Source organism: Sphingomonas sp. (assembly GCF_050725575.1).
Classification (GTDB): Bacteria; Pseudomonadota; Alphaproteobacteria; order Sphingomonadales; family Sphingomonadaceae; genus Sphingomonas.
In genome coordinates, this window is record NZ_JBOHHW010000014.1 from 95,074 (window position 1) to 113,314 (window position 18,241).

At 64.8% G+C, this 18,241-nt stretch carries 17 protein-coding genes and 1 tRNA gene; 13 read left to right on the top strand and 5 right to left on the bottom strand.

Features of this window, described 5'->3' with window-relative positions; all coding sequences use genetic code 11:
* The first annotated feature begins 92 nt into the window (after nt 1-92).
* Entirely contained in the window at nt 93-2,450 is a 2,358-nt protein-coding gene (locus ACRECS_RS12100) for a putative bifunctional diguanylate cyclase/phosphodiesterase (protein ID WP_431583215.1), read from the top strand.
* 46 nt (nt 2,451-2,496) lie between these two features.
* Nucleotides 2,497-2,573 (top strand) — tRNA-Trp (locus ACRECS_RS12105).
* Nucleotides 2,574-2,620: 47 nt separating this feature from the next.
* On the opposite strand, the gene ACRECS_RS12110 is transcribed toward ACRECS_RS12105, so the two are convergent.
* Nucleotides 2,621-2,800: a hypothetical protein gene (locus ACRECS_RS12110; protein WP_431583216.1), complete on the bottom strand. Its 180-nt coding sequence runs from the start codon at nt 2,798-2,800 to the stop codon at nt 2,621-2,623.
* A 279-nt stretch (nt 2,801-3,079) separates the two neighbouring features.
* On the opposite strand from ACRECS_RS12110, the gene secE reads away from it, so the two are divergent.
* The 4 genes from secE (at nt 3,080) to rplA (ending at nt 5,096) form a co-directional block, all read left to right on the top strand.
* Nucleotides 3,080-3,280 carry a preprotein translocase subunit SecE gene (gene secE, locus ACRECS_RS12115; protein ID WP_187762790.1) on the top strand — a complete coding sequence of 67 codons (201 nt, stop codon included), beginning with the start codon at nt 3,080-3,082 and terminating at the stop codon, nt 3,278-3,280.
* Nucleotides 3,281-3,284: 4 nt separating this feature from the next.
* On the top strand, nt 3,285-3,821 hold the full coding sequence (gene nusG, locus ACRECS_RS12120) for a transcription termination/antitermination protein NusG (RefSeq protein WP_034156737.1): 537 nt from the start codon (nt 3,285-3,287) through the stop codon (nt 3,819-3,821).
* A 140-nt stretch (nt 3,822-3,961) separates the two neighbouring features.
* Nucleotides 3,962-4,393 carry a 50S ribosomal protein L11 gene (rplK, locus tag ACRECS_RS12125; protein WP_431583217.1) on the top strand — a complete coding sequence of 144 codons (432 nt, stop codon included), beginning with the start codon at nt 3,962-3,964 and terminating at the stop codon, nt 4,391-4,393.
* Between the two features lie 4 nt (nt 4,394-4,397).
* Nucleotides 4,398-5,096: a 50S ribosomal protein L1 gene (rplA, locus tag ACRECS_RS12130; protein ID WP_431583218.1), complete on the top strand. Its 699-nt coding sequence runs from the start codon at nt 4,398-4,400 to the stop codon at nt 5,094-5,096.
* Between the two features lie 86 nt (nt 5,097-5,182).
* On the opposite strand, the gene ACRECS_RS12135 is transcribed toward rplA, so the two are convergent.
* On the bottom strand, nt 5,183-5,677 hold the full coding sequence (locus tag ACRECS_RS12135; protein WP_431583219.1) for an MliC family protein: 495 nt from the start codon (nt 5,675-5,677) through the stop codon (nt 5,183-5,185).
* Between the two features lie 155 nt (nt 5,678-5,832).
* On the opposite strand from ACRECS_RS12135, the gene ACRECS_RS12140 reads away from it, so the two are divergent.
* The 4 genes from ACRECS_RS12140 (at nt 5,833) to ACRECS_RS12155 (ending at nt 9,978) form a co-directional block, all read left to right on the top strand.
* Nucleotides 5,833-7,560, top strand: a complete 1,728-nt coding sequence (locus tag ACRECS_RS12140; RefSeq protein ID WP_431583220.1) for a VanW family protein — start codon at nt 5,833-5,835, stop codon at nt 7,558-7,560.
* A gap of 253 nt (nt 7,561-7,813) precedes the next feature.
* Complete coding sequence (locus tag ACRECS_RS12145; protein WP_431583221.1) at nt 7,814-8,239, top strand: YfiR family protein; 426 nt, start codon at nt 7,814-7,816, stop codon at nt 8,237-8,239.
* A complete protein-coding gene (locus tag ACRECS_RS12150) occupies nt 8,236-9,462 on the top strand; it encodes a diguanylate cyclase domain-containing protein (RefSeq protein WP_431583222.1) in 1,227 nt (408 codons plus the stop codon). Before ACRECS_RS12145 ends, ACRECS_RS12150 begins: the two co-directional genes overlap by 4 nt.
* A 24-nt stretch (nt 9,463-9,486) precedes the next feature.
* Nucleotides 9,487-9,978, top strand: a complete 492-nt coding sequence (locus tag ACRECS_RS12155) for an OmpA family protein (protein ID WP_431583223.1) — start codon at nt 9,487-9,489, stop codon at nt 9,976-9,978.
* Nucleotides 9,979-10,049: 71 nt separating this feature from the next.
* On the opposite strand, the gene ACRECS_RS12160 is transcribed toward ACRECS_RS12155, so the two are convergent.
* The gene (locus ACRECS_RS12160; protein WP_431583224.1) at nt 10,050-12,524 is read right to left on the bottom strand and encodes an alkaline phosphatase PhoX; all 2,475 of its coding nucleotides are present in this window, start codon (nt 12,522-12,524) and stop codon (nt 10,050-10,052) included.
* 260 nt (nt 12,525-12,784) lie between these two features.
* Between ACRECS_RS12160 and ACRECS_RS12165 the strand changes: the two genes are divergently transcribed.
* The 3 genes from ACRECS_RS12165 to rplL all read left to right on the top strand — a co-directional run bounded on the left by ACRECS_RS12165 (nt 12,785) and on the right by rplL (nt 14,643).
* Complete coding sequence (locus tag ACRECS_RS12165) at nt 12,785-13,309, top strand: hypothetical protein (protein WP_431583225.1); 525 nt, start codon at nt 12,785-12,787, stop codon at nt 13,307-13,309.
* A gap of 365 nt (nt 13,310-13,674) precedes the next feature.
* Complete coding sequence (gene rplJ / locus ACRECS_RS12170; RefSeq protein ID WP_431583226.1) at nt 13,675-14,190, top strand: 50S ribosomal protein L10; 516 nt, start codon at nt 13,675-13,677, stop codon at nt 14,188-14,190.
* Nucleotides 14,191-14,262: 72 nt separating this feature from the next.
* Nucleotides 14,263-14,643 carry a 50S ribosomal protein L7/L12 gene (gene rplL / locus ACRECS_RS12175; RefSeq protein WP_431583227.1) on the top strand — a complete coding sequence of 127 codons (381 nt, stop codon included), beginning with the start codon at nt 14,263-14,265 and terminating at the stop codon, nt 14,641-14,643.
* Nucleotides 14,644-14,870: 227 nt separating this feature from the next.
* On the opposite strand, the gene ACRECS_RS12180 is transcribed toward rplL, so the two are convergent.
* Both ACRECS_RS12180 and ACRECS_RS12185 read right to left on the bottom strand, forming a co-directional pair.
* Nucleotides 14,871-16,274 carry a hypothetical protein gene (locus ACRECS_RS12180; protein WP_431583228.1) on the bottom strand — a complete coding sequence of 468 codons (1,404 nt, stop codon included), beginning with the start codon at nt 16,272-16,274 and terminating at the stop codon, nt 14,871-14,873.
* Between the two features lie 158 nt (nt 16,275-16,432).
* Nucleotides 16,433-17,800, bottom strand: coding sequence for a hypothetical protein (locus tag ACRECS_RS12185; RefSeq protein WP_431583229.1), 1,368 nt, complete (start codon nt 17,798-17,800; stop codon nt 16,433-16,435).
* Between the last annotated feature and the right edge of the window lie 441 nt (nt 17,801-18,241).

An 18,241-nucleotide genomic window follows, 5' to 3' on the forward strand; every position in this document is an offset into this window, starting at 1 on the left:
CCCGTCCGGGGAGGGATTATTTTCGCAAAATAAGTGCCGGAACAGCCCTTCGTCTAACCTTCCGCTAACCAGCATCGCGTAATCATCGCGGTGTGAGCACCCAGCCATCCTCCCAATTCGCCCAGCCGCGCATCGATGCGCGAGCGCTTCTCGGTCTGTATGATCCGGCGGACACGACGGATTGGGCGCCGATCCGGGCCGCACAGCTCAACGCGGGCAGCCAGCTCGCGGTGTTCCTGTTCGGCGCGAATCTGGTCGGCGCGGCGCTCGTCTTCCTGATCCTCGCGCCGATCGCGCCGCTCTGGGCCCTGGCGAGCTGGGGCGCGGTCACCGCCGCGGTCGGCGCCGCCATCACCTTTCGCCGCCTCGCCTCGCGCGGCCGCACCGGCAACACCGCAACGCTGAGCGATGTGCGCGATACGGTGCTGGAGGGCATTGCGCTTGCCGCCGTGTGGTCGGTGCCGCCGCTTGCCTTCGGGGTGAAGGCCGACGCCAATGTCGCGCTCGGCCTGTGGATCGTGCTGTCGGTGCTGATGACCGCGTCCGCCGTGGCGATGGCCGCGCTCCCGCTTGCCACCCTGTCCTTCCTCGGCATCCTCGGCACCTCGATCGCGGTGATGCTGCTGATCCTGACCGGCCCGCTGCTCGCCGCCGCCGCTCTGCTCTTCACCGTGCTGCTGATGCTCGGCTGCTTCGTGCGCGGCAAGTCGCTGGTGGTGATCCGCGCCGGCGAAATCGCGCTCGCCGAACGCGACGAAACCGTCAGCCTGTTGCTGCGCGAGTTCGAGGAGAACAGCGCCGACTGGTTGTGGGAAACCGATGCGCAGCGCCGCATCGTGCGCGCCTCGCCGCGTTTTGCTCATTCGGTCGGGCTCGATCCGCTCGCGGTCAATGGCATGCCGTTCCTGCAGGTGCTGGCCGGGCCGACCTGGGAAGCCGGCAATTTCGCCGCCGGTCTGCGCACGCTGGCCGACAAGCTGAAGGGGCGCGAGGCGTTTCGCGACCTGCTGCTGCCGGTCCAGGTGCAGGGTGTCGAGCGCTGGTGGGAGATCGCCGCCTCGCCGCGATTCGATGAGCGCGGCGGGTTCATCGGCTTTCGCGGCGTCGGTTCAGACGTCACCGAACAGCGCGCATCGGCCGACAAGATCAACAAGATGGCGCGCTTCGACACGCTGACCGGCCTGCCCAACCGCCTGCTGATCAACGAAGCGCTGGCCCGAGCAATGGCGGAAGCCGATAAATGGGGCAGCCGCTGCGCCTTCATGATGATCGACCTCGATCGCTTCAAGGCGATCAACGACACGCTCGGCCATCCGATCGGTGACCGCCTGCTCGGCCGCGTGTCGGAGCGCCTCAATCAGCTGATCACCGACAATGAAACGATCGGACGCCTGGGCGGCGATGAATTCGCCGTGGTGATGCGCGACGCGAGCGATTCGGCCCGGGTCGAGAAGCTTGCCCAGTCGATCATTGCCACACTGTCCAAACCCTATGAACTCGACCAGCACACGCTCTATATCGGCGCCAGTATCGGCGTCGCCACCGGCCCGCGCGACGGCCGTACCGCGGAGATGCTGATCCGGTCCGCCGACCTCGCCTTGTACCGCTCGAAGGATGCCGGCGGCGGCACGTTCCACTGCTACGAGCCGCAGCTCCATGTGCAGGCGGAGGAGCGCCGCGTACTCGAAATGGCGCTGCGCAAGGCGCTGCACAATGACGAGATGCACCTCAATTACCAGCCGGTGGTCGCGGCAGACACCGGCGAATTGACCGGCTTCGAAGCGCTGTTGCGCTGGACTCACCCCGAATTCGGCAACATCTCGCCAGTCAAGTTCGTGCCGCTGGCCGAGGATGCCCGGCTGATCGCGCCGATCGGCGAATGGGTGCTGCGCACTGCGTGCGAGGAAGCCACGCGCTGGAACCATCCGGTGCGCGTGGCGGTCAACGTCTCGCCCGAACAGCTGCACAATCCGGCCTTTGTCGCGGTGGTCGCCTCCGCGCTTGCGCAGAGCGGGTTGCCCGCCGACCGGCTCGAGCTGGAAGTGACCGAAAGCGTGTTCATGAAAGAGGGTACCTGCGCGATCCAGGTGCTGGAAAAGATCCTCGACATGGGCGTCCGCCTCAGCCTCGACGATTTCGGCACTGGCTATTCCTCGCTCGGCTATCTCAGCCGCACGCGCTTTTCCTCGATCAAGATCGACCGCAGCTTTGTGCAGGGCGCGTCGCAGGGCGTGCCCGAGGCGATCGCGATCATCCGCGCGGTCGTCGCGCTCGCGCAGAGCCTGGGCATGGCCACCACGGCGGAAGGCGTCGAGACCGAGGCCGAGCATCTGATGGTGCAGGACCTGGGCTGCTCCAAGGTCCAGGGCTATTATTTCGGCCGCCCCTTGCCGGTCGAGGAAGCCCGCGCGATCGTCAATCGTGGACAAAGAGACGCAGCGGCCGCTTGAGGCGCTTGCCCCGGACGCCGGGGCTCGCTAAACGCCGCTACCGCACAGGGGTGTAGCTCAGTTGGTTAGAGCGTCGGTCTCCAAAACCGAAGGCCCACGGTTCGAGTCCGTGCTCCCCTGCCATTCTTCTCAGCCAATTGGCGATAAGCCAAACTAAGCGATGGTCGCTGCTATCGTTTCGCCGTAAATTCGAAAGTTGGTAGACCTCGGTCCATATCCGAGTTCCCACACCCCTCCTCGTCACCACCGGCATCGTTTCTGCGCGGCTCGTCGAGCGCGAGCGATGCTGCGTTCTCCGCATCATTGTTGAGCGTGGCGAGGATCCGGATCGTCCGGGCATCCAGGTTCATGAGCAACCCCCCGTTTTGATATTTTCCGCCAAGATTGCGGCATCGGGTCGGAAACGTGACAATTCGTCGATCGATCCATCCGAAATGGAGGCATTTTGTGTTAACCACCCGTCCCGTGCCTCACACGCGACCGGACGAATGCCATCGCTTGCTTTGCGGCGCCTGAATCGCTAGATGCAGCGACCATCCGATAGCGAGGATTGGGCGGCACCGGTTCGGTTGGAACCGGGCAGCGGCCCTTTGCCTCGTTTTTGGGCATTTTTTGAAAGCGGCACTTACGTGGCACGAACGACACCACTCGAATTCATCCGGCAGGTTCAGGCCGAGACCAAAAAGGTCGTCTGGCCGTCGCGTCGCGAGACGATCATGACCGGTGTGATGGTGATGATCATGACGACGTTGCTGGCGATCTTCTTCCTCGGCATCGATTCGGTGTTCGAGATGGTCGTCGCGTTCCTGCTGTCGCTGGCCAAGGGTTGAACGCATGTCGCGCTGGTACATCATTCACGCTTATTCCGGTTTCGAGGGCAAGGTCCGCGATTCGATCATGGCCGAGGCGACCCGCATGGGTCTCGAGCAGCTGGTCGAGCAGATCGAAGTCCCGACCGAGACGGTGACCGAAGCGCGCCGCGGCAAGAAGATCGCGGTCGAGCGCAAGTTCATGCCCGGCTATGTGCTGGCCAAGCTCAACATGAACGACGACGTCTATCACCTGGTCAAGAACACGCCGAAGGTGACCGGCTTCCTTGGATCGATGGGCAAGCCCCAGCCGATCAGCGAAGCCGAAGCCGCGCGGATGCTCAATTCGAAGGAAGAGGCGGCCGCCGCGCCCAAGGCCAAGATGAAAGTCGATTACGAGATCGGCGATTCCGTCAAGGTGCTCGACGGCCCGTTCGCGAGCTTCAACGGCATTGTCGAGGAACTCGATTTCGACCGCAGCCGCGTCAAGGTGTCGGTGTCGATCTTCGGCCGCGCCACCCCGGTCGAGCTCGAATTCGAGCAGGTCGAGCGCGCGAAGTAATCGCCGTCGCGATAGGAAAATTCAGTTTCGGGCCATTCGTCCCGGTGTCCCGCAAGGGCCGCGAAACGAACCAGTGAATGCGTACCCGCGGGAGGCCGTCAAACGCCGCTTGGACCGCTAAACTTGAAAGAGAGTGAGACATGGCAAAAAAGATTACCGGCTATATCAAGCTGCAGGTGCGGGCCGGCGCTGCAAACCCGTCACCGCCGATCGGCCCAGCTCTGGGTCAGCGCGGCGTGAACATCATGGAATTCTGCAAGGCGTTCAACGCGCAGACCGGTGACCAGGAAAAGGGCACGCCCCTTCCCACCGTCATCACCGTCTATGCCGATCGCAGCTTCTCGTTCGAAACGAAAATGCCGCCGGCGTCGTACCTGATCAAGAAGGCCGCCGGCCTGAAGTCGGGCTCGAAGGAGCCGGGCAAGGTTTCCGCCGGAAAGATCAAGCGCTCGGCGCTGAGCGAAATCGCTCAGACCAAGATGAAGGATCTGAACGCGAACGATATCGAAGCAGCAACGCGCATCATCGAGGGCTCGGCCCGCGCGATGGGCCTCGAAGTGGTGGAGGGCTGAGAACATGGCAAAGCTGACCAAGAAGGCGAAGACCCTCGCCACGACCGTCGATCGTGAAAAGCTCCACGGCATCGACGAAGCGATCGCGATCGCGCGCGCCAATGCAACCGCCAAGTTCGACGAGACGATCGAAGTCGCGCTGAACCTCGGCGTCGATCCGCGTCACGCCGACCAGATGGTTCGCGGCGTCGTCACCCTGCCCAAGGGCACCGGCAAGACGGTGCGCGTCGGCGTGTTCGCCAAGGGTGCGAAGGCTGACGAAGCCCGTGAAGCCGGCGCCGATGTCGTCGGTGCGGAAGACCTGATGGAAATCGTTCAGGGCGGCACGATCGATTTCGATCGCTGCATCGCGACCCCGGACATGATGGGCATCGTTGGCCGTCTCGGCAAGATCCTCGGGCCGAAGGGCATGATGCCCAACCCGAAGCTCGGCACCGTGACCATGAACGTCGGCGAAGCGGTCAAGGCGGCCAAGGGCGGCCAGATCGAATATCGCGTCGAAAAGGCCGGCATCATCCATTCGGGCATCGGCAAGGCGTCGTTCCCGGCGGAAGATCTGCGCGCGAACTTCGACGCGCTGGTTGATGCGGTGGTCAAGGCCAAGCCGTCGGGCGCCAAGGGCAAGTATGTCCGCAAGATCGCGGTCAGTTCGTCGATGGGCCCGGGCATCAAGGTCGACACGGCCGAGGTCGTCGCGGCGTAAGCCACACACCAGCGGCGTAGAAATGCGAAGGGCCGGAGGAAACTCCGGCCCTTTTGCTATGCCGGGTTCATGCGCGTCGGCGCGGGTCAGCCGATATCGGGTTGCGACGTCGCATCGGCCGCCAGTTTGCATTTCTGGACCACATCCTTGTCACCCGATTTGCGGTCGATCGGCGCCTCGGTCAGCGCCGCGCGATTGCCCTCGCTCCACCAGGCCAGACTCTTGCCCTCGGTCATCCCGGTCTCGCTCCGGTATTTCGATCCCGATGCTGCCGCGACAGCGGGCAATTCATAGGCCTCGCCGTTGATCAGTAGCGCGGCGCTATCCTCACCATAGGTCACGATCACGCTGGCGCCATTGTCGCAGGTGAAGCGCTCCGATCCGGCTGCGCTGTCGACATGCGCAACCTTTCGAACGGGTTCCGCATTGGCGATTGCGACATTTTCCGCTTCGGGGATGGCCGTCAGATTGGCCTCCAGAGGCGGGGCACTCCCGTTCTGATTGACCTTGCCCTGGTCGTCCTGATTGCAGCCAGCGAGCATCAGCAGCGCACCAAGGGCGAGTAATGGTCCAACACGCATCATGAAAATCCTTCCGCGCTCCGTCACGCACCGGGATCGCAGCTATGATCCGCGGGGAGTCGCCATACTGCAAGATGAGCGCGACACCGCACCCCGACAAGGTGTCTCATCACTTGATTGACTCTGGAGATGCGAATGACATCCTGCCAAAAGAGATGAGCGAACGTGCCGCCAACGCAACCGCCCTGCCGCGGACGGGTGTCCCGACCCGTGCAAGCGCCCTGGTCTTTTCGACCAAGGCGATGGTGCTACGCGCCCGTCGCCTGATGCGCGACATCACGCCGGGCACTGCGCTGCGCCGCCATCCGCGATCGGCGATGCTGAGCGATGCGCCGGTTATTGCCTCGATCACTTCGCCGCTGTGGACGGTCTCGGGCGGCGCGAAGGATCATGCGCTTAATGCCGGCAAGATTCAGAATCTTCGCGCCGCATTGCGCGGCATTAACGGGATTGAAGTGGCAGCGGGCGAGCTGTTCAGCTTCTGGCGCCATGTCGGCCGCCCGGTTCGCCGCCGCGGCTTTGTCGCCGGCCGCGAACTGCGCGAAGGATGCATGATCGCGACTATCGGCGGCGGTCTGTGCCAATTGTCCAACGCGCTTTACGAAGCCGGGCTGGACGCAGGGCTGGAGATTGTCGAGCGCCACGCGCACACCCGTATCGTCCCCGGATCGCGCGCCGCCGACGGGCGGGACGCAACCGTATTCTGGAACTATCTCGATCTGCGCATGCGCGCCAGACAGGCGTTTCGCATCGAGGCCCAGCTCACCACCGACACTCTCGAACTCAGGATCCGCGGCCATAAGGGGCCGAGCGATGATCCCGCGGCAAGCCTGATCGCCGGACTGACCGCGCATGATTGCCTGAGCTGCGGCCAGATCAGCTGCCATCGTCACAATCCCGACCGACCCAAGGCGGAGCGGCTGCCGATCGCGTGGCTGGTCGATGCGCCAACCCCGGAATTCGCGGCCTTGTATCGCGACGAGGCCGGCCCCGACGACCTGCTGCTGCTCCCGACCCGACGTTTTGGCGCGGGCGCAAGGGGGTGGCCACAGATCGGGCGCGACCGCACCGCGGATCTCGCCGCCCTGCATCGTTCCGCCACGCTTCGCCTTCGCGCCGGCGCTGTGCCGCTGGCCGCGCTGATGCTGGCAACGGATGCGCGCATCGCGGCGGCCCATGCACGCGGCCTCTCTGCCGCCCACACGCACCTGGTCATCGCCCAGACCCTATTGCCGCACCTCTGGCGATCGGGCGTATTGCAAGGGCGGCGCTTCGACGTGCTGCTCGACCGGCTGCCGATGCAGGCCTTGCAGGCCATTCTCGACGCGGCGCATGCACGTCATGCCGGGAGTCCGACATTGGGCGATTTTCGCGCACCCGAACCGATCGTGGCCGCGGAAAGTGCTGCGCTGGCGGCCGCCCAGCGCCTGATCACCCCGCACCGCGCGGTGGCCGAATGCTTCCCCGGCCGTATAGACCTGATCGACTGGGCACCAGCCACTCCCCTGCCCGCCCGCCGCGGTGGGCGTGCTTTTCTGTTCGCCGGTCCCGCCGTGGCGCGCAAGGGTATCCACGCCATGCGCGAAGCGATGGCCGGACTCGACATCGAGCTGCTGATTGAGCGCGGTGCGGTGGAGGAGCCGGGATTCTGGTCCGGCCTGAACGCCCGCCGCCTGTTCCGGGACGAACGGCCAGCCGAACTGGCGGGGGTGGTGCTCCCCGCCCTGATTGAACATCGCCCGCGTACCGTGTTGCGAGCTCTCGCGGCGGGTCTGCCGGTGATCGCGACAACGGCCTGTGGTTTGCCGCCGCAAGCAGACCTGATGCTGATCGAACCAGACAATGTTGGCCACTTGCGTGCAGCGTTGCTTGCCGCACTCTGAGGATCCACCAGCCGGCCTGGTCCCCTGCACCACCCCCCTCCTACCGCGCCGCAGCAATTTGCTGGCAATCGACCGGTCATTTCGGTAGCGTTCGTTACGGGCCGCTTAACCATAAGGCCGAGTGGGGAATGACGCGCAGGTGTTTTTCGGAATCGCCCTGTTGGCGGCGAGCGTCGACGGTGCCGTCAGTCCGCCCCCGACCGCCGTCATGGAATCGAAGTTTCCATCCGACGCAGGTGAACAGGCGATTGCCGTGTCGCGCACCATAGGCGGGATCATCAGCTACACGCGCTGGCCGGTGAACCCCCAGCAATTGCGGCTTTGTATCAGCGGCGCCACACAAGTCGCGCTCCGGCCGGCCGAGATCGACCGCAATGCGAACCGGTCGGTAGCGCTGCGCAAGATCGCCGCGGGCGGCACGACCAGCGACTGCGATATTCTCTATCTTGGAGCAATGGCGCCGGACCAGCAGCGCCAGATGATTTCCGGCATTCATGGCCGTGGCGTACTGTCGATCGCTGAATCCGACCCGCTCTGCCGCGGCGGCACCATGTTCTGCCTGCGCTTGCGGACCGGCTCGCTTGGGTTCCGGCTCAGCATTGACGCCATTTCGCGCGGGACGGTCCGGGTCGACCCCCGTGTCCTGCGCATCTCGTCCGCGAATGGGGGCCCGGCATGACGGATCCGGCCAAACCCCTGCCCACAAAACCCCTGCCCACCTTGCGCCAGGTGCTGACCCGGGTTCATTTCCGGGTGACGCTGTTCGCCGTCGGCATTGCCGGGCTGACCGTGCTGCTAACCGGTTTCACGGCGGTCGGGCTCTACGCCAAGCAGAATCTCAAGCTGATTGCCCAGACCGCCAGCTATAGCGTCGCACCTGCGATCATCTTCAACGATGCGGAAGCCGCGCAGCGCAGCATCGCGCCGCTCACCACCACCGACGGGATCGCCGAGATCACCGTATCGGCCCGTGGCGGCCGCATCCTGGCGCAATGGAAGTCACCGACCGGACCGGCGCCATTTCTGTCACTCAACCGGATCGTCGAGACGCTCTACTTTACCGACCCCACGGTCGCGCCGGTGGTCCATGAAGGCGCGACCATCGGCGAGGTCAGGGTTCGCGGACAGACCGGGATCATTGCCGGCTATATCGAGGCCGGGCTGCTCGGCACCCTCGCCTGCCTGATCGTGACGGGAGTCGCGACTTTCCTGCTTGCGCTTCACCTCCAGGGCGCGGTGATCGCGCCGCTGCGCGCGATCGCGGCCGTGGCGCACGCGGTGCGCGTCGATCGCGCCTTTGACCGCCGGGCGCCCAAGGCGACAATCCTTGAGGTCGATACGCTGCGCGACGATTTCAACGCACTGCTCGCCGAACTGGAACAATGGCAGCATCGGCTGCGCTATGAGAATGAAACGCTCAGCCACCGCGCCACGCACGACGCGCTGACCGGCCTCCCCAACCGCGCCCTGTTCGATCAGCAGCTCGCCGCTCTGCTCGATCAGGCGAAACGCGAGGGCACGAGTTTCGCCGTGCTCTATGCCGATGGCGATGGGTTCAAGCAGGTCAACGACCGGTTCGGCCATGCTGCCGGCGATGTCGTACTGGCCGAGATCGGCGTGAGGCTGCGCGCCAGCCTGCGCGCGCAGGATCTCGCCGCGCGGCTCGGCGGCGACGAGTTCGCGCTGTTGCTGGCGGCGCCCAGCGATCTGGAGGCGGTGATGCGAGTGCGCGAGAATATTGCCGCGGCAATGACTGCGCCGATCGAACTCCCCTCGGGCGAGCGGATTTCGGTCAGCCTCAGCATCGGTGCCGCCGTCTATCCGCAGGACGGCGCCGATGTGGCAGCATTGGTCCACCATGCGGACAGCGAGATGTTCGTGGCGAAACGGTCCACGCGATAAGGGCAAACAACAGGGACGATGATGATGGTGTTCGGACGTATATCGATCATTCTTGCCGCGATGATGGCGCTTCTGCTGGGCGGTTGCGCCACGCCGCCGCCCCCCAGCAAATGGTCGGTCGAGCAGCTTGCCATGCTGAAGGAAGAGAATTTCGTCCAGACGGCGCGCGGCTGGGAATTCACGGTCGACGACCGACTGTTGTTCGCCACCGACGAAAGCCAGCCTGATGCGAGTCAGACGGAGACGATCGTCCGGATTGCCACGCGATTGCTCACGGTCGGCATTCAACACGCCGAGGTCGAGGGCCATACCGACAAGACCGGCACCATCGAGTATAACGACCAACTGTCGAAGCGGCGCGCGGATGCGGTGGCCGGGTTGCTGACGGCCAATGGATTCGCTGCCGAGAATGTTCGGGCCACCGGCCTTGGCGAGCGTTTCCCGGTCGAGACCAACGCGTCCGCCACGGGACGCCGCGAAAATCGCCGGGTGGTGATCCTGATCACCGCCCCCTGATCGGCCCGATTAGCGCGGGCAATGGAAAAGGGCCGGGATCGCTCCCGGCCCTTTGCTTTTTGAGTCCCGCTTCAGAGCCCGACGATACCGCCATCGTCGCGCGTGATAACGATCGTCGCCGAGCGCGGTCGCGATCCGGTTGCCGGCGTACCCGACTGATTGGCCGGCCAGTTGCTGCTGATGCTCGCTGCATTGCCGCCTTCGCCGGGATGCTGGATGTTGACGAACAGCGACTTGCCGTCCGGCGTCGAGTGAATGCCGGTAATCTCGCATTCCTTCGGCCCGACCAGGAAGCGCTTGAGCGTTGTGCCGGGTACCTTGCCGATCCGCGTCGACTGGGTACCGCTCGCTCCGCCGATCGTGTTGGTCACGCTGCGCGTGCCGCCGTCGTTCACCGTCCCCGGGATCGCCGCCAGCAACATGCAGTTGGTTTGGTCAGTAAAGGCACCGTCATCGGTTTCAATCCACATGATCGGCGTATTTTGACCGGAGATGTTGCTCGGCAAGCCGAACCACAGACCGTCAGGCGACGAGAAGTCATTGGTCGCGTCCAGGCCCGAGAGATTGATATTGGTCGAGTCAAGATCGCTGCCCGCGCCGAAAGCGTAGATGTCCCAGGCGAAGCTCGTCGCCTCGGTGGTATCTCCGGCCTCGCGCAGCCGGACGATATGGCCGTTGGCATTGCCGTTGGTCTGCCCGCCGGTGCTCTTCGGGTCGGTATAGGCGCGCGGGTTGGCGGCATCGGTATTACCGGTGTTGCGCGTGCTGTTGTTAGTCAGCGTGCAATACATCTCCCCCGTCGCGGGGTTGACCGCGGTCCATTCCGGCCGGTCCATCCGCGTCGCACCGAGCGCGTCACCGGCAAGGCGCGCGTTGATCAGGACCTCAGCCTGGCTGGAAAAAGCATAAGCGGGATTGCCGGCGGTCAGCGGCCCGGTGCCAAATACCAAAGGCAGCCATTGGCCGCTGCCATCCGCGTTAAACTTGGCAACATAGAGCGTGCCCGCATCGAGATATTTGTCACCGATAGCCAGCCGGTCGGTCGCGGTGGCGTCAGCCGCCGACCACACGGCGGTGGAGACGAACTTGTAGATATATTCGTTGGTGGCATCGTCACCCATATAGAAAGCGGGGCGGACGCCCGCGACGGTACGGCCGATCTGGCAACCCTCATGGTTCATGCGGCCGAGCGCCGTGCGCTTGCGCGGCGTCGAGGCGGCGTCGAACGGATCGATCTCGACGATCCAGCCGAACTGGAACGCCTCGTTACGGAAATCGCCCGTGCCGTCGGCCGGCTGGCCGGCGCGTGCCGTGACGTTCCAGCGCGTATAAATGGTGCTGGCAGTATCTGCCGGTACAACCGTAGCCCAGCCATAATTGCCCGGACGGTTCTCGGGAATCCCGTAGCGTGCCAAGCTGACATTGGCCTTGGCCGAGGCGCCGCCGCGCGTCGCGACATCGCCGGTCTCACGCTTGAAATAGCCGGCCCAATTCTCCTCGGCGGTCAGATAGGTATTCCACGGCATGGTGCCATTGGCGCAATTGTTGATCGTGCCGCGCCCGCTCGTCCCATCGGTCGAGAACACCGTCTTCAGTGCGGCGTCACCACGCACCGGTCCATTGAAGCGCATCTGCGTCAGCGGCGTGACGCGGCGATTGAGCGACGAACTGGCGCTATAGGACCAGGCGGTACCGCCGCGGCTCACCTCGACCACGGAGACGCCATGGCATTCCATTTCCTTCAATGCTTCCGCTTCGGGGCGGACGCCGCCGGGCGAGGTCGGGCCGCCGACATGGAGATAGGCCGGAGTGATGTTCTCATGGTTCATCGCCAGCACGCCGCGGCTGCTATTGGTTGGATCGGGCGCGCTGCCCGATGCTGCAAGACCGAAATAGCTCATCCCGTCATGGTGATCGCCGGCACGGCGCGAGAACATGGTGTCGCTGCCGTCGTTCGCATAGGCGCCGGCGCCGGACAGGATCGGATCGCCAAGGCGGTACAGCACCGTGACGCTGTAACCGGTCGGCACGGCAACCATATCGGCCAGGCTCTTGGGCGTCGCGACGAAGCCGAGCTGTGCGGGGCTGACCGTGACGGTCGCGTCGGCAGTGGTCGAGACATTGCTCGCATTGGTGCCGGTGAAACGGAACACCAGAGGCGTGGCGACGGCGACGCTCGGCGCGACAAAGGTCGCGGTCCCGGCATTGACGACCGTCAGCGTGACCGGCGGGCCGCTGACCTGAGTCCAGCCGCTCGACAGCGCGGCCCCGGTGACGGTGCCGGTCAACGTGACCGTCTTGCCCGAAGTGGTGGCAATGCTGCCGCCGGCCGACACCGTCACCGGGGGTGCCGCATCCGCGGCGCTCGACCCGCATGCCGAAAGCATCACGCCGCCGAACACCGCGACGGTCGCGGCGGAGATACCGCCGAGTAGCGCCTGGCGGCGGGAATAGCGCGCATCGACCAGTTCGTTCAGGTGCGGCGAAGCGGTGCTGAAATTGGTATCGATATCGCCATCGCTATAGGCGGTCATCGTGTCGGTCATGGCTTCCCCCTTTGGAATCGCCTGTTGGCGTCGGGGCTGCTTTGTCGGTCTAACCTGTCATCTGCATTGCGGGAGCGGGTCACCACCAAGACTCTTCGATAACAGAATTACGACAGTCGTCCCGGGAGTCATGGCGAAGCCTCGGGTAATGATCATAATTCCGGACACTCGCATGATCACGGATGCCTGCCCTTCGCGTTGCGCTTGACCAGCGACAGCCCCGATTTTAGCGTCGGGCGATGCGATACTGGCTGATCCTCATGACTCCCCTCGCCCTTGGCGCGACCGCACCCGCGCCGGTCGTTGCGCCGATTTCGCTTGGCTTCGCGGTCAAGGAAGGCAGCGTGGCCAAGCATCCGGCACTTGAGCGCGTCGACCCGGATGGCCCATGCGGCCCGGTCGCCACTCTGCGCGTCACCGCCATTCCCGACTTCAAGCCTTCCGGACCGTTCACGACCAATCCGGCGGTCGAGCTGAACAGCAACGGGAAGATCGTGCGGCGCTGGCGCCTGCCGGCCGATTACACCGTCAGCGCGCTCGATGGCGATTGGATGCTCATTTCCTATGCCGGCAAGTCCAATCCCTTATGGATCAATGCCGAGGACAAGCTTGGTATGGCCACCAGCGAAGATGCCGATTTCGCGCTTGGCGGCAATGACGGCGTCATGGTGACCGAGGCCTGCCCCGCGGGCGCGACCATCCCTCCCGGCGCGCAATGCCTATCGGTTCGCGACCGCCCCGCCCAGATGCGCCGGATCATTGCGACGGCAGGGGTATGCAGCTAGGCATGCCCTGAGCCGGCCATTGTCGAAACCGGTGCCCGATGGCTCGGCACGCAATGCCGGCCGTGGCGTTGTGGATTGACTTTTCCCCGATCCCCGCTAACAGCGCCCCCTCTCCCGGCACGAGTCCGCTCGCGCCGGGATACCGTCCGAGACAGTAGGTGCCGGTTTCCGGCTTAATCTCCTACCGAGACGGGGAATGGAATTTACGCCGCCGGGTTCGCCCTGCGCCGGTTCGCCTGCCGCTCCTCAAGCGGCCGGTTCCCATGCCCCAATCGACGGACAACCCGGAGGCCCGGGTTAGTCGAGCCTCCGGTCTTAACCGGCCCGCATGTTTGCGCATGTGGGTCAGATACGTGGAGAATGGCATGGATCGCGCTCAAAAGACCGAGCTCGTCGCCGAGCTGAACCGCACCTTTTCCGAGGTTGGCGTGGTGGTTGTCACCCGCAATCTCGGCCTCACCGTCGCGCAATCGACGCAGCTGAGGAACAAGATGCGCGACGCCGGCGCGACCTATAAGGTCTCGAAGAACAAGCTTGCCAAGATCGCGCTCGATGGCACCGACTATCTCTCGCTGGGCGATCTGCTCACCGGGCCGGTAGGCCTTGCCACCTCGATCGACCCGGTCGCAGCCGCCAAGGTGGCTGTCGATTTCGCGAAGACGAACGACAAGTTCGAAATCGTCGGTGGGGCGATGGGTGCGACTGCCCTCAACGTCGACGGCGTGAAGGCGCTCGCAACGCTGCCCTCGCTGGATGAACTGCGTGCCAAGATCCTCGGTCTGCTTGTTGCCCCGGCAACCAAGCTGGCGACGATCACGCAGGCTCCCGCGGCGCAGATCGCGCGCGTTCTTTCCGCCTACGCGGAGAAGGAAGCGGCCTGAATTTCAGGCAATTTCGAGACTCAATTGTTGAACTGAACCGATGGGGCAGATGCCCCGAACTGGAGAATACACATGGCAGACCTGAACGCGCTGGTTGACCAGCTTAGTGCCCTGACCGTCCTCGAAGCAGCTGAACTGTCGAAGCTGCTCGAAGAGAAGTGGGGCGTTTCGGCCGCAGCAGCGGTTGCAGCAGCTCCGGCGGGTGCCGGCGGCGGCGCAGCAGCCCCGGCAGCTGAAGAGAAGACCGAATTCGACGTCATCCTGACCGGCGACGGCGGCAAGAAGATCAACGTCATCAAGGAAGTCCGTGCGATCACCGCGCTCGGCCTGACCGAAGCCAAGACGCTGGTCGAGTCGGCTCCCAAGGCCGTCAAGGAAGGCGTGTCGAAGGACGAAGCCGAAAAGATCAAGAAGCAGCTGGAAGAAGCCGGCGCGACTGTCGAGATCAAGTAAGCCGCAGCGGGAGAGGCGGTTTAGCGGCAACGCTAGATCGCACTCCCGCAAGGCCGACCGGCGGCCTCTCGGGGCCGAACGACAGGCATGGGCTTTGCTCATGCCGGCCAGCGACAGTAAAGGGCGGCCCCTGCCAAGGGGCCGCCCTTTTTCTATATGAGTGATACGCTGGCAGAAAGGTCGCGAACGGCAGCGCCTACGCTCCCGGCGCCTGGCGAGAACAAGACTCAGCGCTCGATGGTCAGGCTGTGTGGCCGCTGGCTCACACCATCGAACATGCGCGGTCCGGTATCGGCGCGGAACGGTCCCATCTTCGCATCCTCACCCCGGTCGATACCGATGACGAACGCGGTGGCGGTCTGGCCATTGCCGCCATGCGCTTCACCCGGCTCCCAATGATAGAGCGCATTGACCGACATCACGGGCACGAAGAACGCTTTGTCCTGCACGGTCAGGATACTGAGCGCTTCCTTTGGCATCATCGCCATGCCGCCGAGCGAGACATCGGCGCCCGGCTCAAGATCGAAGGGCGCAACCGGCGGCTTGTCGATCGGCGCGGCAAACAGCGCGGTCAGTACCGCATCCTGCTCCGCGCTCGCACTGAGCAGGCGGATATCGAGCCGGATGCCGCGCGCCGCTGCGTTCCCGGTGTTGCGGACACCGATCTCGTAATCGACTGCCGCGCTGGTCAGGTTAGTACCGGCGCGGCGCGTCCGTAATGCCAATTCGATCTGTGCACGTGGGCCGGCCGTGACCGGCGCCGGCTTGAGAAAGGACGGCGACCGCGGTGCTTCGGGCAGCGGTACCGGCTCAGGTGGAGGTGCAGGTGCAGGCGGCCGAACGGCCGGCTGAACCGGCTCCGGCTCCGGCTCCGGCATTGGCTCAGGCTGGGGCTGGGGCTGGGGCTGGGGCTGGGGCTGGGGCTGGCGTTGGGGTTGAGGTTCGGGGGCCGCGGTCGGCGGAAAGGCATGGGCTAGTTCGCCATTATCGTCGGCCGACACCCCGATCTCGATCTCGCGATCCTCGGGGATGTTGCGGCGCCGCAGGAAGAACAGGCCGGCCCATCCCAGTCCCGCGATCAAAACGACCGCGATACCGCCAATGATGAGCCAGCGCGCATTGCCGGCCGACGGCTCGGCATCAACCGTCGCGACCGGCGATGAAGTCACAATTGGTGTCGGCGTCGCTACCGGCACCGCCTCTGGCGCTGGCGTTGCCGGCGGTGGTGCAAGCTGCGGCGCGGCGCGGATGACCGGCGTCGGTGCGGTGACCGGTGCTTCGACACGCGGCGGCGGTGCCGCGGCAACCGGCGGCGTAATCGCGCGCGGCGTGGCGATCACCCTGGGTGTGGGAGCAGCTCGGGGCGTCGGCGTCGCGCGCGGGGTCGGTCGGGCCGCGGGGCGTGGCGGCGGCACCGTCCGCGCGACCGGCGGTGGCGCAGTACGCTGCGTCGGCGTGGGAGTTGGCCGCGGTGCGGGCCCGCGATCGCCGGGCAGGCGAAAATTTTCCAGCCCCGGAATGAGCGTTGGCGTGGGCGCCGGCGTCGGGCTGCTCTGTGCCTGGACGCCGGTTGCGGTCAAAAACAATGGCAGAGCGAGAAGGCGCAGCCGGCTTGCGAAAAATGTCGTCATGGTCCCCACGGGTGCGCCTTAACCGAGTATTTCTGAATGCCATACGACCGCCGCATCGATCGCGGCAAGGCGAGAGGCAAAGGCGGTGAACGCCGCAAATGCCAGGGCCCGCCTCTCCCGAAGGAGAGACGGGCCCGGCGTCAGCAAAGGATCAGGGCTCAGGCGTGTTCGGGAACGCCGTGCAGCCGCGCCTCGATATTGTCGCTCATCTGCTGGCGATGGATCGCGATCGGGCGCATCTCCCCGCTGCCGTCAGTCGCGTCGCCGTCATTCATACCGATGGTGAACGAGGCGCTGGTGCGGCCTTCGCTGCCATCGGCCAGGCGATAGCGGGCATTGGCGACCACGAACGGAACGAAGGTCTTCGCCTCTTCGCCAAGAACCTCTTTGGACAGCGACAGGGTTGCGTCGATGCGTGTCCCCTCGCCCGGTTCGATCGTGACGGGCGAGACCTCGCCTTCCCCGCTCCGATCGAGCAGCAGCCGCTCCATCTCGGCCTCATTACCGGACTCGGTCGCGAACATGAAGGTCGAGATGCGCACATCCTTGGCCGCGACCGCCCCGGAATTGCCTACGGTCAGCTCGATTTCGACCAGCGCGTCGTCAGCATTGCTGCCGGCACGGACTGGGCGCATCGAGAATTCGAGCCACGGACGATCGGCATGCGCGGTACCAGCTGTGAGCGCGGCGACATCTTCGGCCTCTGGCTCGGCCAGCTCAGCCTCGACCGCGACGGCATCCGCTACTTCATCAGCCGTAGCGGCGGCGACTGGCGCAGCGGCCAACGGTGCGGCAACAACTGGCGCGGCGGCCAGCGGTGCCACGCGCAGGAACTGCGGCTCGGGCGCCATCACCGGCTCGGCACGAACCGGCTCGACACGGGCAGGCTCGACTTCCGCAACCGGCTCGACATAATCCTCTTCATAATAGACGTCTTCAGCGGCACGGCGGCGGCGACGCAGGATCAACGCGCCCACTATGGCGAGCAGCGCGATGCCGGCGAGCACCCATGGCCAGATCGGCGCGGCCTCGGTCGCGGTCGTGGTGGCTGCGGTATCAACCGCAGGGGTGACGGTTTCCGGCGCTGGCACTGGAGCGGTCGCAACGGGTGCTTCAGTAACCGGCGCGACCTCTGGGGTCGTCACAGGTGGTGTGGTTGCCGGTGCGGCCGCGACGACGGGCGCGGGTTCGGCGGCGGCGGCCGGTGCGGCCCGCGGCGCAGGAGCACGAGTAACGGTGCGCGCCTGACGAACGGTACGCGCCGTCCGGCGCGCAACAGGAGCGGCCTCGGCTTCTGCGGCCGGCTCGGCTGCCGGTTCGGGCGTCGTCGCTTGAGCAGCGGGCGGCGTTACCGTCGCGGGTGCCGGTGGCGTGGCCGTGATCGTCGGAACGACCGGCGGCGGGGCTACCGTCTGTGTTGGCGGCGCGGTCTGCACCTCCTGCGCAACGGCGGGAACCGCGAGCAGCACCAGGGTTGGGACAAGCGCGGCGAACGCGCGACGATGCGGTGGGGGCATGATTTTCATAACGGGGACTCAATGAAGGGAACCCTGATTCTGACCCATGAGAACATCAGAATTGCGTTGAATGGGTAGATGCGGCCGATGAATCGACTATTTCGGTGGCACAACGACCATAACACTTAAGATCATTCCGTTTTCGTAACGAGTATTTTAGATATTTTGTTGCGCCGCACTATAAATGACTTTTTCTTACAAAGATGATATGCCAACATTGATGTAAGTTATTTGAATTATTCCTCTTCTATCTTTTGACGCGCGACATTCTTCCTCGCGCTCGCGGACCTCAGCACGCGCAGAACCGATGCCCGTCGCCCCGCGTTGACAGAATCCAACACGGTTCCTATATGGCCAGCTCACCACAGACCTCGGGAAATGATGCGCCGTCGCGCAGCGCATCGATCGAATTGGGTTCTGCGGTTCTTGAGACGCTTGAAGCTGCTGTTT

Coding starts and splice junctions, on each gene's coding strand:
- ACRECS_RS12110 (WP_431583216.1), bottom strand. CDS start 2,800: ATGAACCTGGATGCCCGGACGATCCGGATCCTCGCCACGCTCAACAAT.
- nusG (WP_034156737.1), top strand. CDS start 3,285: ATGTCGCGCTGGTACATCATTCACGCTTATTCCGGTTTCGAGGGCAAG.
- rplK (WP_431583217.1), top strand. CDS start 3,962: ATGGCAAAAAAGATTACCGGCTATATCAAGCTGCAGGTGCGGGCCGGC.
- rplA (WP_431583218.1), top strand. CDS start 4,398: ATGGCAAAGCTGACCAAGAAGGCGAAGACCCTCGCCACGACCGTCGAT.
- ACRECS_RS12135 (WP_431583219.1), bottom strand. CDS start 5,677: ATGCGTGTTGGACCATTACTCGCCCTTGGTGCGCTGCTGATGCTCGCT.
- ACRECS_RS12140 (WP_431583220.1), top strand. CDS start 5,833: ATGAGCGAACGTGCCGCCAACGCAACCGCCCTGCCGCGGACGGGTGTC.
- ACRECS_RS12150 (WP_431583222.1), top strand. CDS start 8,236: ATGACGGATCCGGCCAAACCCCTGCCCACAAAACCCCTGCCCACCTTG.
- ACRECS_RS12155 (WP_431583223.1), top strand. CDS start 9,487: ATGGTGTTCGGACGTATATCGATCATTCTTGCCGCGATGATGGCGCTT.
- ACRECS_RS12160 (WP_431583224.1), bottom strand. CDS start 12,524: ATGACCGACACGATGACCGCCTATAGCGATGGCGATATCGATACCAAT.
- ACRECS_RS12165 (WP_431583225.1), top strand. CDS start 12,785: ATGACTCCCCTCGCCCTTGGCGCGACCGCACCCGCGCCGGTCGTTGCG.
- rplJ (WP_431583226.1), top strand. CDS start 13,675: ATGGATCGCGCTCAAAAGACCGAGCTCGTCGCCGAGCTGAACCGCACC.
- rplL (WP_431583227.1), top strand. CDS start 14,263: ATGGCAGACCTGAACGCGCTGGTTGACCAGCTTAGTGCCCTGACCGTC.
- ACRECS_RS12180 (WP_431583228.1), bottom strand. CDS start 16,274: ATGACGACATTTTTCGCAAGCCGGCTGCGCCTTCTCGCTCTGCCATTG.
- ACRECS_RS12185 (WP_431583229.1), bottom strand. CDS start 17,800: ATGAAAATCATGCCCCCACCGCATCGTCGCGCGTTCGCCGCGCTTGTC.